Raw genomic sequence first — 13,174 nt, 5'->3', positions numbered from 1 at the left:
CATAGCGGCTCAGGGGGAGCCGCTATGCTGAAGTTTAGCTTAGGGTTCTTGAATATGAATTTGTCTAACTGGGCAGGGGATCTCTATATTGGCTTGCTTGAGGGCTTTAAAGAGAGCGGCATTGGTTTGGTATTTGTCCTGGTAATAGCTTTGGGTTGGTACCCAATAGCGAATGCCTATCTCGATACCAATACTATTAAAGTCATTAACGCCGATTTGCGCCTTATCACCCTGATAGACCTTGGAGCTGTCGCTTAATACCTTAGCAAGCAGAGCAATGACCTGCTCAGGATCAGATTGATAACTGATATTGAACTTTGTTTCGACCAGCTTATTTGCAAAAGAGTTATGTAAGATCTCACCGACAATATGTTTATTGGGGATATTAATCTCTTCACCTTCTTCATTGGTTAGCACTGTCATGCCTAAATGGATATCTTTAACAAGTCCACCGACCCCTTTAATTTCGATGGTGTTACCGACAATAAAAGGCCGGGTGACAATAATGGTGATACCAGCTGCATAATTTGAAAGCATGCCCTGTAGCGCAAGACCTGCACCAAGAGATGCGGCGCCTATTGCGGCGACCATAGGGGTTACGCTTATCCCTAGTTTGCCTAAGGCAATAATACCGACCATGGCGATGACTAAGATGCGGACAAAGTTACTGGCAAAATTGCTGAGAGTGATATCAATATCGTGCTTTTCAAAAATGCGCGTAACAAGGTTAGCTGTTTTAGCGGCGATCCAGATCCCGATTAAAAAGATAATGATGGCACCAAGAATACTGAAGCTATATTGCACCAGAAATTCAGTAATTGCAGAGTAAGCATTTTGCAACTGCGCGATCTCTTGATCTAGGCCTTGCTCATTCATGTTAACTATCCTTTATGACAACTTATTTTTTGATTAGCTTATACCAATTTTGCGAAATAATTAACTCACTGAAATAAAACTGTTTTGTAACTTATAATTTATACATGTATAGCCAGAGAAACATTTGGTTTTGAATGTCAGTAGGCTTTGCGTGAAGAGGATCATGCTTTGCTGTTAAGTTTACTGTTGCTCTGTATAGAATAGGTTACTCTTTCTGCTAATTCTAATTTGCCGAGTTCAATTATGAGAGCTGTTATTTTCGTTTTATGTAGCATGTTAGCCACGTCAGTTTGGGCCAATGAGTATAAAGTTGGTGATCAAATCACAGACATCAAGTTACAAGATCAACACGAGGCTCAATATCAAGTTGATAGCACAACAACGCGTGTATTGTTCAGTCGTAGTATGGATGGCGGCACCTTAATTCAAGAAGCATTGGAAGCTGAACCTGAGCTAGTCAAAGATACTGCATTAGTTTATGTGGCAGATATTAGTGGCATGCCGTCACTGATCGCTCGTTTTGTTGCTCTACCTCAGTTTAAGAAATTTCCTTATAGAGTGGCGCTAGACAATGAAGGTGAGCAAACCAAGCCATTGCCAGCGATAAAAGACCAAGCGACCCTGATAGAGTTGACTAATAATCAGATCACTAATATTACATTTTATGAGACAACTGAAGCACTGCAGGCTGGGTTGAAGTAGTCGCCTACGCATTTGATGTAAAAAAGGGCGCTAAGCGCCCTTTTTAATGTTTGTATTTCGGTTAAGCCGAACGTTCCTTCAAGATATCGTAGATCTCTTCTTTTAAATGTAACTTCTGTAGTTTGAGCTCATGCACTTCAGGGGTGTAGTCGCTTGCACTGTGCTGCTCCAGGTTCTTTATTTCCTCATCGAGCTGGTTGTGCTTGTTAAACTTCTTCTGAAAATGCGCGTCAGATGTTTTTAACTGACTGATAAGTTCTCTGTATTCTGGAAACATGCAGGCGTCCTTCTTGCTGGTTTTATGGCGATTTTTCGTTTGGTTCAACTTTAAACTAGCGCGATTTTTAGTCGTTAAATGTGACATTGATCAAGTAATGAACGATTGATTTGTTTATCTAAATCTACAACTGTTTTTAGTCGATAATCCCACTGTAATACAAGATAGTTATAGTGAAAAAAACGGTCGTTTAATCAGTAATGTTGAGACGGTGCTAACTATCTAAGTTGTTGCTAATATTGCTTTATTTCATATAACATCCACTTGATATGCCTGCATTATTCGCACGTCATTTGCGCTGTCCTATCACTGGCAGAATAGGTGAGAGCTGCTATATTCTAGCTCTATTCTTTGATTGATTTAGTAACTAGATTACGACATATCATTTACTCTTGGCGGGTAAAGTGTGATCTACTTAACCTTTTTGGCGTCAAGACTAGGTTAAAGTCGAATTAATAAGATTTATAAATTCAAAAATGAAAGGGGTTTTCACGATGTCTGATGTATTTCATTTAGGCCTGACTAAAGAGATGTTAGATGGTGCTAGTTTAGCGATCGTGCCAGGCGATCCAGAGCGTGTTAAGCGTATTGCAGAGTTGATGGAGAATGCGACATTTTTAGCGAGCCACCGTGAATATACCAGCTACCTGGCATATATCGATGGTAAGGCAGTAGTGGTGTGTTCTACTGGTATTGGTGGTCCATCAACTTCTATTGCAGTAGAAGAATTGGCTCAACTTGGTGTGCGTACTTTCCTACGTGTGGGTACCACAGGTGCAATTCAGCCGCATGTAAATGTGGGTGATGTGATTGTGACTCAAGCATCAGTACGTTTAGATGGTGCAAGCTTACATTTTGCGCCAATGGAATACCCTGCGGTAGCAAACTTCGAATGTACAACCGCTATGGTTGCAGCGAGTCGTGAAGCGGGTCTTGAGCCTCATATTGGTATTACTGCATCGTCAGATACCTTCTATCCAGGTCAAGAACGTTACGACACTGTTTCGGGTCGCGTCACTCGCCAGTTCAAGGGCTCTATGCAAGAGTGGCAAGACTTGGGTGTATTAAACTATGAAATGGAGTCTTCAACGCTATTTACCATGTGTGCATCACAAGGTTGGCGTGCGGCATGTGTTGCTGGGGTGATTGTTAACCGTACTCAGCAAGAGATCCCTGATGAAGCGACAATGAAGAAAACCGAAGTAAGCGCGGTATCAATCGTGGTTGCAGCAGCGAAGAAGTTGCTTGCATAAGTTGACACACATGCAATAAAAAAGGCGCTATATGCGCCTTTTTTTGTGTTCTAAACCGTCGCATTAATAGCAAAGATTAGAAGTGATACTTAGCAATCACTGAAAATGTATTTTGAACGATACCATCGACACCGTACTTGTTTTTCCAGTAATCGTATTCGATACCCACAAATAGCTTGTTCTGCTTATGCTCGCCTAATACAACAGCGCCTAAGTCATATTTTAGTTGCGGATTGAAGTGAAAGTTTGTCTCGTAAGCACCTTCGTCAGCAGCAAATACCCAGTCAAAGAAACCGTCAAATACGATGTTGGAGTTACCAACAGGGAAGTCCATTCTAAAAGCGGGTGATAACTGCCAACCGTCACTGATGTTGTCACTACTCATAGCGTGTCGACGGTAGGTGTTAAGTTGAAAGTAGTTGAAGTAAGGGATCTTGATATCCATACCCACACCGTATAAGAAGCTCTTAACTGGGCCTTCGCCTTCTTCAAGCGTTAGCGCCAGTGATAGATCGGTAACTGGACCGAAACCAACTGTTTTGCCTAATATCTTGCCGGCACTAAAACGAGTCGAGATCTCACCATAGGTGGTGTTGTCTTTATTGGCATTAGAGCCATTAAAGTAAGTCACATCTTGGAAGGCAAACCAGTCACCGTATTTCCAATCACCAGCGGTTTCAAATGTGAGGGTCGTTTGCTTCTCAGATGGCGCTAAATCATAATTTTCGCCATAAAGCGCAGTGACGCTGGCGTCCCACCAGTTAACCATATTATCAGCCATCGCCGTAGGGCTAACCAATAAAGCTAAACAAAGTAGTTTGTTGTTCATCGTAAAACCTTCTTATTTTTATGAGATCTAGGGTGCAGCTAATTTGAAATAAACTAAACATGTGTTTCATTGGCGGGGAATATAGGGGTTGTGCGAACAATGTTCAAATGGTTTGTCATTATTTTTCGAGCTTATGGTCATCGTCTCACGATAATGCCTTGAATAAATGCTAATTAGTAGTTTTTAAATCGTGTCATTATTGTGTATTAAAACAAACGCGCTATAACTGCCGGACAACTTTTTACTCTTGATAAAGGCCGTGATAGGGTTGCGATAGCTGAGGGCTGACAGCTTTAGTTACATTTATGGAATACTGAATACTGACATATTATGTCGCACAAATGATGCGCAACTGATATAGTCATTGCTTGACTCTTTCATTTCAGGGGGAAATATGGAGTTTTCAAATCCCATCTTTATCTGGGCATGTATCGGCATTATTCTTATGCTGGCAGAGATCATTTTACCAGGTGGTATTGTGATTCTTTTAGGCGCGGCTTGTTTGGTTGTAGCAAGTGCTTTGGCTATAGGTTTAGTCGAAGGTATAGTACAAAGTTTAACGCTTTGGTTTATCGCATCTATGGTTCTCTTACTGGCATTTCGCCAGATCACACAGAAGTTGGTTGGCGGAGACGCTCACATTGACAACACAGACGAAGAGTTGGAAATTTATAATCAGCTCGCTATCGTCAAACAAACAATTGGTCCGGCTCAACAAATGGGGCGGATTGAATTTCAGGGCAGCGAATGGTCAGCTTTGGGAGATGGTAGCGAGATTGCCGCCGGCTCACAGGTTAGGATTATCTGTCGAGATAATATTGCGTTAGTGGTTGAGCCTATAGAGGCTGACAATGAGCACTTCGTAAAAGAAAAGTAATCGCTTTAAGGAAGGAATCTATTTATGTTTGCATTTACACTCTTTGTTCTATTTGTTTTTTTTATCCTCTATAAGTTGCTGTTAATTGTGCCTATGCGTGAGGTCAATGTGATTGAGCGTTTAGGAAAGTTTCGTACAGTGCTGCAGCCAGGATTTCATTTCTTGATCCCGTTTTTTGACCGGGTGGCTTATAAACATGAAATCCGTGAGCAAGTACTTGATGTGCCGCCACAAAGTTGTATTTCAAAAGATAATACTCAGTTAGAAGTCGATGGCTTAGTCTACCTCAAAGTGATGGACGGTAAGCTTGCCAGCTACGGTATTGAAGATTATCGCCGCGCTGCGGTGAACCTTGCCCAAACGACCATGCGATCAGAGATAGGTAAGTTGAGCCTTAGTCAGACATTCTCGGAGAGAGATAGCCTTAATGAATCGATTGTACGTGAGATCGATAAGGCCTCAGATCCTTGGGGGATCAAGGTGCTGCGTTATGAAATTAAGAATATCACTCCATCTCGTAAAGTTATTCATACTTTAGAAAAACAGATGGAAGCAGAGCGCAGTAAGCGCGCTGAAATCACCTTAGCAAATGCCGAAAAGGCAGCGATGATTAATTTATCTGAAGGTGAGCGCCAACAGGCGATTAACTTGTCTGAGGGGGAAAAACAGCGCCGGATTAATGAAGCAAAAGGTACCGCACAAGAGATCGCGATTGTTGCCAGAGCAAAAGCGGAAGGTATGGAACTTGTGTCTGCGGCTCTTGCTAAAGATGGCGGTAATGAAGCGATGAATATGCAGCTAAAAGAGCAGTTTATTGCCCAAGTCGGTAAGATTTTAGCTGAAGCTGATGTGTCGGTGGTCCCGGCAGAGCTGGCTAAGATTGAAGGTTTTTTCGAAGGCATGGAACAGGTCACTAGTGCCGTGGCTGCCAATTCAGTAAAAGGAGCACGCTAATGATTGCAGGAATTGATACCGATTTAATTGTTATGGCTATTTGGGGCTTAATCTTTGCTATTTTTGTGATTAAGTTATTTCAATCGATCCGTTTAGTACCAACAAAATCAGCTTATATTGTTGAGCGTTTAGGTAAATATCATTCCACCTTAGATGCGGGCTTTCACGCCTTAATCCCCTTTGTCGACAAAGTATCTTACATACACGATCTAAAAGAAGAGACGATTGATGTACCACCGCAAGAGTGCTTTTCTTGTGATGAAGTGAATGTGGAAGTCGATGGTGTTATCTATATCTCGGTCGTTGACCCCGTTAAAGCCAGTTATGGTGTGACAGATTACCGATATGCGGCGATTCAATTGGCGCAAACGACGACGCGCAGCGTGATTGGAACCCTAGATTTAGACCGCACTTTTGAAGAGCGTGACGTGATTAGTGCAAAAGTGGTTGAAGTGCTAGATCAAGCTGGTGCCATGTGGGGCATACGAGTGCATCGTTATGAAATTAAAAATATCACGCCACCAGAAACGGTTAAAAATGCGATGGAGATGCAGGTAAATGCTGAGCGTGAGCGTCGTGCATTATTGGCCAAGAGTGAAGGTGATAAGCAGAGTAAGATCAACCGCTCTGAAGGTATTAAAACGGAAACCATTAATCACTCAGAAGGTGAGATGCAGCGCCGTATTAACGAGGCAGAAGGTAAGGGCGAAGAGATCTTAACCATTGCACGTGCAACAGCGGAGTCGATTGAGCGTATGGCAATGGTAATTGCAGCGCCTGGTGGTAAGAATGTGGTGCGTATGCAGTTAGGTGCGCAATACTTAAAGCAGCTTGATGGAGTCAGTACTGGTCAGAGTAAGGTCATTTTACCGGGTAATATGATGGACTTTGATCACTGGATGAATAGTATTGGTTTAGAAGAAAGCAAAAAGTAACATATTGATACTTAATAAAAATACTAGATTCAGAAATGGGTCTAGTATTTTTTTATGCTTTTTTGTCTATAAAGCTATTGTGATTAGCGGTAAACAGCTGCAAATTCTAGGTGTAAAGATTAGTCATTTTTTCGGTTCAGTTAAATAACTTTTAAGGTTTCAGATTCATTTTTTAATGCGTTTTTTTGATGTACTTTTTTGTAGCGAAAGCCAATTTTTAATAGCTCTTTTAGCGGTACAGGCTTACTGATCAAGAAGCCTTGAGCGTAATCGCACATCATAAAGCTTAACTCGTCGAGTTGCTCCTGAGTCTCTACTCCCTCAGCAATCACTCTAATGCCTAAAGCGTGAGCCATTTCAATCGTGGCGATAATAAGGTCATTACTCTTATCGTCTTTATTCATATCATTAATAAAGCTACGATCGATTTTCAGTATGGTAAATGGGTAAGTTTTTAAATAACTAAGAGAAGAGTAGCCGGTACCAAAATCATCCATTGAGATACAAAAACCGGCTTGGCTTAACTCCATTAATGCACCTAGCGTATAAGCATGACCGCTGAGTAGTACGCCCTCAGTGATCTCCAACTCAAGATCCTCAGGTTTCATGCCGAACTGATTAACGTTATCAATAATGGTTTGTACCAGCTTTGGATTCCTAAATTGACGAGGCGAAAGGTTTATTGCGACCCTAAACTTGTCATTAAATTTTTTCTGCCAAATTTGTGCAGTCTCTAATGCTTGCTGTAGAGCAAACTCCCCCATAGGCTCAATCATGCCGGTTTGCTCGGCAATCGGAATAAACTCCGCAGGAGATACGTTACCCAACGCCGGATTGCTCCAACGTAACAGTGCCTCTGCCCCCATAATGCTGCCATCTCTAATGTCGAGTTGGATCTGATAATGAACTCTAAGCTCACCACGCTCTAAGGCACCGTGGATCTGTTCTTCGATAGCCAGACGGCGAGAGACCTCCTTGTTCATTGCATGGGTGAAGTAAGAGTAAGTGTTACGGCCAATACTCTTAGTATGGTACATGGCTGAATCGGCATTTCGTAATAGTTCAGAAGGGGTTTCACCATCGTTAGGGTAGATGGCGATACCGATACTCGCGGTGAGAATGAGTTGACGATTGTCGATATAAAATGGCTTTCTAAAACCACTGATGAGGTTTTCCGCCAGAGGTTGGGCATCGTTCGCGCTCGAAAGGCCGTCGAGTAAAATAATAAACTCATCGCCACCTAAGCGGCCTACAGTATCTTCGGCTCTGGTGGTTTTTAATAGACGCTTAGAGGCTGTGATGAGTAATTGATCTCCTGCTTCATGACCCAGTGAATCGTTAATTTTTTTGAAATCATCCAAATCAAGGAAGATGACAGCGAGCATTTTGCCGCTTCTTTCACTGGCATTCACTAACTGTTCAAGACGTTTTAACGCCAAGAAGCGGTTAGGCAGATCGGTTAAGGCATCATAATGGGCCTGGCGACGGATCAGTTCTTCCGCTTTCTTGCGTTCACTATTGTCATAAAAAGAGATGATGGCACCATTGGTTTGATTATGTAGCGTCAGTGGTTGTAGTTGTACTCGACGGGGAAGTGAGTACCATCAGCCTTCCAAAAAATATCTTTTTTGATAGCTTCAAGATCTTGTATTGATAGTTCAAAATCCTGTGCGTTATCTTGTTGATAAAGTAGTTGTTGGATATTTGAATTGAATAGGAGGTCAGGGTGGTTATAGCCTAATAGTCGTGCACATTGTGGGTTGGCAAAAATGCATTGACCTTTGCTGTCAACGGCATAAATCGCAACATCTATAGCATCTAAAATCGTTGAGAAGAGTTGAGTCTCTGCTTGGCGTGACTCAATCGCTTGAGTTTGAATCACTGCCGCAGTTAAGCTTTCATTGGCGTGTTTAAGGCTGTCTTCTATGTTACCCAGTGGCACATTGCGAGTGCGAGTGGGCTGCGATGTTTTGTGTCTTTGCACATGGTTGTTTTCTCTGGCTTTTACTCGTTGATTGAGGCGAGTCGAGTGGTGATGTAACTGCCAGCTCAGCAGGCTCAGAACGATAATATTAGCCAGTAAAAATAGCGGCAGCATCATTGATAATGTTGAGTGTTGGCTAGAGAGATCTAATAACCAAAATAACCCTATGCTGGCGTTGAAAATAACCATGACTAGGCATAGGTTCTTAGAGATGATTGAGCGCTTTGTATTTGGTTGCATACCTTAGATCCTCAAGCAGCTTTGAGGATTTAATTGCAATTGAAAATGAGTTAACAAGGCTGTCGTATAGCGAAGATGCTCTAAAAAAGTAGAGTAAAAGACACAATGGTCTTGGTAGAGTAAGAAAAACTGGGTTTTTGGATAAACCATATTTAGTCCTTTAAACAATCAGCAATCAAATCCGTTGATTACTTTTTTGAACTAAGTATAGGACTTAAATCAATAAATGGTAGATTAGCTCAATGCTAACAAAATACCCGCTGATGTATTGACAATTTTTCATAGATAAATCAGATGCTAATCAATGAGATATTATTTAGAATTACGCTAATAACCCAATTAATTGAGTAACAGAGTTAACAATGACGATTGAAAGAATTGAAACCGCAGCCCGTATGAGCCGTATCGTAAAGCATAACGGTACCATCTATTTATGTGGCCAGGTGGCTAAGGATGCTGAGCAGGGCATTGAGGAGCAGACTCGTACCATGCTAGAAAAAGTCGATAGTTTACTTGAGCAAGCGGGCAGCGACAGAGAGCATATTTTATCTGCCACTATCTATATTAAAGATATGCAGTATTTTGCCCAAATGAACGCAGTTTGGGATGCATGGGTTCCAGCAGGGCATGCACCCGCACGCGCCTGTGTTGAAGCTAAAATGGCGCGCGAAGCGCTGTTAGTTGAAATTTCAGTGGTTGCTGCTGAAAAAGCTTAACCTTAGGCCGACCCATTACCGAGGTGGATTTTCGCTTCGGTAACTCTATTCCCTCTTCGATTTTAACCCAGTGCAATCGCGCTAATTCTATCCCCGAGTTCCTAGGTTCTGTTATACTTCTCGCCTGATTTTTTGGAGGCAATAATGGAAGTATCATCTTTACTCGACGGCCTAAACGACAAGCAGCGCGAAGCTGTTGGTGCACCGCAATCTAGCATGCTAGTTTTGGCGGGTGCAGGTAGTGGCAAAACGCGGGTGTTAACCCATAGAATTGCCTGGTTGATGCAGGTTGAACAGCAAAGCCCTTATGCCATTTTAGCGGTAACTTTTACCAATAAAGCGGCGAAAGAGATGCGCGAGCGAGTTGAAAAAGTCGCTGGTGGCAATGTGGGCCGTATGTGGATCGGCACCTTTCACGGCTTAGCCCATAGATTGCTACGTACCCATTATAAAGATGCTAATCTTCCTGAGAGCTTCCAGATCTTAGATTCAGACGATCAACTGCGTCTAATCAAACGTATCCTAAAAAGCCTTAACTTGGATGAGAAGCAGTATCCGCCAAGACAAGCTCAAGGTTATATCAATGGTAAGAAAGACTTAGGTCTACGCCCATCGCATATCGATGCTGGCGGTTTTCCGATTGAGCAAAACTTACTGAAGATCTACCAAATCTATCAAGACTCATGTGACCGTGCTGGCCTGGTAGATTTCGCTGAAATCCTGCTAAGAGCGCATGAGTTATGGCTCAACAAACCGCATATTTTGGATCATTACCAAGATAGATTTAAGCACATATTGGTGGACGAGTTCCAAGATACCAACGCCATTCAATATGCGTGGATCCGCGTGCTTGCAGGTTCAACTGCCAACGTGATGATCGTTGGTGATGATGACCAGTCTATTTACGGCTGGCGTGGCGCTCAGGTTGAAAATTTACATAAGTTCTTAGCTGATTTCCCTGCAGCGCAAACCATTCGATTAGAGCAAAATTACCGTTCAAGCGGCAATATCCTTAATGCTTCGAATGAGCTGATTGCCAATAACCCAGACCGCATGGGCAAAAAACTGTGGACCGACGACAAAGACGGCGAGCCGATAGGGCTGTATTGTGCGTTTAATGAAATGGATGAAGCGCGCTTTATCGTTGGTCGCATTACTGACTGGCAAGATGAAGGCGGCAAGCTTGAAGATTGCGCCATTTTATATCGTTCAAACGCTCAGTCACGTGTATTGGAAGAAGCTTTGCTACACAAAGGTATCGCCTATCGTATTTATGGCGGCCTGCGCTTCTTCGAGCGTCAAGAAATTAAAGACGCCATGGGTTACTTAAGGCTTATCAACAATAAAAATGATGATGCCGCCTTTGAACGTGTGGTGAATACCCCAACCCGTGGTATTGGCGACCGTACCTTAGACATTATTCGCACGACTGCACGCCAACAAGAGATGACCTTGTGGGAAGCGAGTGTTCGCTTACTAGAAGAGAAAGTCCTTGCTGGGCGCGCCGCGAATGCAGTGCGTGGCTTTATGGATTTGATTATCGCCATGCGAATGGACACCGACGAGCAATCTTTGCACCGCATGACAGACCATGTTATTCAAACATCGGGTCTTAAGGCGATGTATGAAGCGGAGAAGAGTGAAAAGGCGCGCGCTCGTGTTGAGAACTTAGAAGAATTGGTCACGGCTGCACGCAGCTTTGTGATGCCTGAAGAAATTGAAGATATGGGTGAGCTTAATGCTTTCTTGTCGCATGCGGCATTAGAAGCCGGTGAAGGCCAGGCGGACGAGTTTACCGATGCGGTGCAATTGATGACATTGCACTCGGCCAAAGGTCTTGAGTTCCCAATGGTATTTATGGCAGGGGTTGAAGAAGGTTTATTCCCAAGCCAAATGGCGATTGATGAGGGGGATCGTCTCGATGAAGAGCGCCGCCTTTGTTATGTGGGTATGACCCGCGCCATGCAAAAGCTGTATATCACTTATGCTGAGTCTAGACGTATCTATGGCCGTGAAAGCTTTGCGAGACCGTCGCGTTTTGTTAAAGAGATCCCAGAGCAATATGTGCAAGAGATCCGCATGCGCACTCAAGTGTCAGCGCCTGCAGTGAGCACTCGCTTTAGCAAGCAAGACGATAGCTTCAATGATTCAGGTTTTAAGATAGGTCAACGTGTTATGCACCCGAAATTTGGTGAAGGCACAGTGACCAATTATGAAGGTAGTGGTGCGCAGGCACGTATTCAGGTTAACTTTTTCGACGTGGGCAGCAAGTGGTTAGTGATCGCTTACGCCCGTTTAGAGAAGGTGTAATACAGCTAAGCAGTTATAGATAGCAGCTTGGATATTACGCGATTAACGACCATTGAATCTAAGGCTGAGCGTGAAGCTCAGCCTTATTTTTAGCCGATAAAACCGGCACTGATTTTATTTATCTCAATACTGGTTGAATACTGTTACAGCTCAGTCATAATGCGGTTACAAAACTAAGGCCGAAGACGTTGTAGGAGAGCCTAATCATGAATGTAAGGGATAAACTAGACGTTTATATGCGACTCGCGCGTATGGACCGTCCCATTGGTACCTTGTTGTTATTGTGGCCCTGTTTGATGGCCTTAACGTTTGCCGCTGGTGGCTTGCCCGATCTTAAGGTCTTTATTATTTTTGTTATCGGCGTGGTGGTGATGCGAGCCTGCGGCTGTATCATCAACGACTATGCCGATAGGGATCTTGACTCGCATGTGGAGCGCACTAAAGCCAGACCGCTCGCGAGCGGTGAAGTCTCAAGTAAAGAGGCGCTACTCTTGTTTGTCGTCATGGCACTGCTTGCTTTCGCTTTAGTGCTAATGCTCAATCCTCTGGTGGTCAAACTTTCTATTGTCGGTATTATTCTTACCATTATTTACCCCTTTACCAAACGCTACACTAATATGCCGCAAATGTTCCTCGGCACAGTGTGGAGCTGGTCTATTCCTATGGCCTATGCAGCCCAAACTGGCGCGGTACCGATTGAAGCGTGGTGGCTATTTGCTGCTAACTGGTGCTGGACTGTGGCGTATGACACCATGTACGCCATGGTGGACCGCGATGATGATTTGAAGGTTGGTATTAAGTCTACAGCGATTCTATTTGGCCGCTACGACAGGCAGATTATTGCAGCGTTTCAGTTTGCGGCACTAAGCTGCTTTATTATTGCGGGCATGCTTGCTGGCCGGGGTGAGATTTACGGCCTAGGTATTTTGGCCTTCATTGGTTTTGGTGTTTATCAACAAAAATTGATTTATGGCCGCGAACGTGGACCTTGCTTTACTGCCTTTTTAAATAATAACTGGGCGGGTTTTGTGTTGTTTACTGCACTGATATTAGACTATTTAGTCCTAGGTTAAGCGCTAAACCCACTGAGCTCTTCATATAAGCTTTCATATCAAGTTAGTCATATAAAACGTCTCATAATGAGGTAATGCCGTTCACTTAAGGTGAACGGCATTTTTATTTTTGGCATACCGTTGAGGCCTTGGTTTTACTGTTCTGGGG

Annotated in this window: 13 protein-coding genes; 8 read left to right on the top strand and 5 right to left on the bottom strand. The window is 43.2% G+C overall.

Annotated features, from left to right (window positions below):
- Positions 1-39: 39 nt before the first annotated feature.
- Positions 40-876 carry a mechanosensitive ion channel family protein gene (locus ACVBIO_RS10410; RefSeq protein WP_447160824.1) on the bottom strand — a complete coding sequence of 279 codons (837 nt, stop codon included), beginning with the start codon at positions 874-876 and terminating at the stop codon, positions 40-42.
- 243 nt (positions 877-1,119) lie between these two features.
- Here ACVBIO_RS10410 and ACVBIO_RS10405 point away from each other — a divergent pair, with 243 nt between their 5' ends.
- On the top strand, positions 1,120-1,578 hold the full coding sequence (locus ACVBIO_RS10405) for a hypothetical protein (protein ID WP_447160825.1): 459 nt from the start codon (positions 1,120-1,122) through the stop codon (positions 1,576-1,578).
- Between the two features lie 61 nt (positions 1,579-1,639).
- Here ACVBIO_RS10405 and ACVBIO_RS10400 read toward each other — a convergent pair whose 3' ends face one another.
- The gene (locus ACVBIO_RS10400; protein WP_447160826.1) at positions 1,640-1,855 is read right to left on the bottom strand and encodes a YdcH family protein; all 216 of its coding nucleotides are present in this window, start codon (positions 1,853-1,855) and stop codon (positions 1,640-1,642) included.
- Between the two features lie 494 nt (positions 1,856-2,349).
- Here ACVBIO_RS10400 and udp point away from each other — a divergent pair, with 494 nt between their 5' ends.
- Positions 2,350-3,108 (top strand): uridine phosphorylase, encoded by a 759-nt coding sequence (gene udp / locus ACVBIO_RS10395; RefSeq protein WP_447160827.1) that lies wholly within the window; start codon positions 2,350-2,352, stop codon positions 3,106-3,108.
- Positions 3,109-3,184: 76 nt separating this feature from the next.
- Here udp and ACVBIO_RS10390 read toward each other — a convergent pair whose 3' ends face one another.
- A complete protein-coding gene (locus tag ACVBIO_RS10390; protein ID WP_447163872.1) occupies positions 3,185-3,937 on the bottom strand; it encodes an outer membrane protein OmpK in 753 nt (250 codons plus the stop codon).
- 394 nt (positions 3,938-4,331) lie between these two features.
- On the opposite strand from ACVBIO_RS10390, the gene ACVBIO_RS10385 reads away from it, so the two are divergent.
- The 3 genes from ACVBIO_RS10385 to ACVBIO_RS10375 are packed head-to-tail and all read left to right on the top strand — an operon-like array spanning position 4,332 to position 6,703.
- Positions 4,332-4,814: an NfeD family protein gene (locus ACVBIO_RS10385; RefSeq protein ID WP_447160829.1), complete on the top strand. Its 483-nt coding sequence runs from the start codon at positions 4,332-4,334 to the stop codon at positions 4,812-4,814.
- Positions 4,815-4,838: 24 nt separating this feature from the next.
- On the top strand, positions 4,839-5,768 hold the full coding sequence (locus ACVBIO_RS10380) for an SPFH domain-containing protein (RefSeq protein ID WP_447160830.1): 930 nt from the start codon (positions 4,839-4,841) through the stop codon (positions 5,766-5,768).
- Entirely contained in the window at positions 5,768-6,703 is a 936-nt protein-coding gene (locus tag ACVBIO_RS10375; RefSeq protein WP_447160831.1) for an SPFH domain-containing protein, read from the top strand. Before ACVBIO_RS10380 ends, ACVBIO_RS10375 begins: the two co-directional genes overlap by 1 nt.
- 140 nt (positions 6,704-6,843) lie before the next feature.
- On the opposite strand, the gene ACVBIO_RS10370 is transcribed toward ACVBIO_RS10375, so the two are convergent.
- Complete coding sequence (locus ACVBIO_RS10370) at positions 6,844-8,142, bottom strand: putative bifunctional diguanylate cyclase/phosphodiesterase (RefSeq protein WP_447172537.1); 1,299 nt, start codon at positions 8,140-8,142, stop codon at positions 6,844-6,846.
- A gap of 125 nt (positions 8,143-8,267) precedes the next feature.
- Entirely contained in the window at positions 8,268-8,927 is a 660-nt protein-coding gene (locus ACVBIO_RS10365; protein ID WP_447172536.1) for a PAS domain S-box protein, read from the bottom strand.
- A 362-nt stretch (positions 8,928-9,289) separates the two neighbouring features.
- On the opposite strand from ACVBIO_RS10365, the gene ACVBIO_RS10360 reads away from it, so the two are divergent.
- From ACVBIO_RS10360 to ubiA, 3 genes are all read left to right on the top strand, one after another.
- Positions 9,290-9,643: a RidA family protein gene (locus ACVBIO_RS10360; protein WP_447160833.1), complete on the top strand. Its 354-nt coding sequence runs from the start codon at positions 9,290-9,292 to the stop codon at positions 9,641-9,643.
- 144 nt (positions 9,644-9,787) lie between these two features.
- Positions 9,788-11,953 carry a DNA helicase II gene (uvrD, locus tag ACVBIO_RS10355; RefSeq protein ID WP_447172535.1) on the top strand — a complete coding sequence of 722 codons (2,166 nt, stop codon included), beginning with the start codon at positions 9,788-9,790 and terminating at the stop codon, positions 11,951-11,953.
- 206 nt (positions 11,954-12,159) lie between these two features.
- On the top strand, positions 12,160-13,026 hold the full coding sequence (gene ubiA / locus ACVBIO_RS10350; protein ID WP_447160835.1) for a 4-hydroxybenzoate octaprenyltransferase: 867 nt from the start codon (positions 12,160-12,162) through the stop codon (positions 13,024-13,026).
- Positions 13,027-13,174: the final 148 nt, after the last annotated feature.

The organism is Shewanella sp. 0m-8 (assembly GCF_052977265.1).
Note: the sequence above shows the minus strand (reverse complement) of the source record. Positions and strands in the feature narration are given on the sequence as shown.

Coding starts and splice junctions, on each gene's coding strand:
- uvrD (WP_447172535.1), top strand. CDS start 9,788: ATGGAAGTATCATCTTTACTCGACGGCCTAAACGACAAGCAGCGCGAA.
- ACVBIO_RS10385 (WP_447160829.1), top strand. CDS start 4,332: ATGGAGTTTTCAAATCCCATCTTTATCTGGGCATGTATCGGCATTATT.
- ACVBIO_RS10380 (WP_447160830.1), top strand. CDS start 4,839: ATGTTTGCATTTACACTCTTTGTTCTATTTGTTTTTTTTATCCTCTAT.
- ACVBIO_RS10390 (WP_447163872.1), bottom strand. CDS start 3,937: ATGAACAACAAACTACTTTGTTTAGCTTTATTGGTTAGCCCTACGGCG.
- ACVBIO_RS10405 (WP_447160825.1), top strand. CDS start 1,120: ATGAGAGCTGTTATTTTCGTTTTATGTAGCATGTTAGCCACGTCAGTT.
- ACVBIO_RS10360 (WP_447160833.1), top strand. CDS start 9,290: ATGACGATTGAAAGAATTGAAACCGCAGCCCGTATGAGCCGTATCGTA.
- ACVBIO_RS10400 (WP_447160826.1), bottom strand. CDS start 1,855: ATGTTTCCAGAATACAGAGAACTTATCAGTCAGTTAAAAACATCTGAC.
- ACVBIO_RS10410 (WP_447160824.1), bottom strand. CDS start 876: ATGAATGAGCAAGGCCTAGATCAAGAGATCGCGCAGTTGCAAAATGCT.
- ubiA (WP_447160835.1), top strand. CDS start 12,160: ATGAATGTAAGGGATAAACTAGACGTTTATATGCGACTCGCGCGTATG.
- ACVBIO_RS10365 (WP_447172536.1), bottom strand. CDS start 8,927: ATGCAACCAAATACAAAGCGCTCAATCATCTCTAAGAACCTATGCCTA.
- ACVBIO_RS10375 (WP_447160831.1), top strand. CDS start 5,768: ATGATTGCAGGAATTGATACCGATTTAATTGTTATGGCTATTTGGGGC.
- udp (WP_447160827.1), top strand. CDS start 2,350: ATGTCTGATGTATTTCATTTAGGCCTGACTAAAGAGATGTTAGATGGT.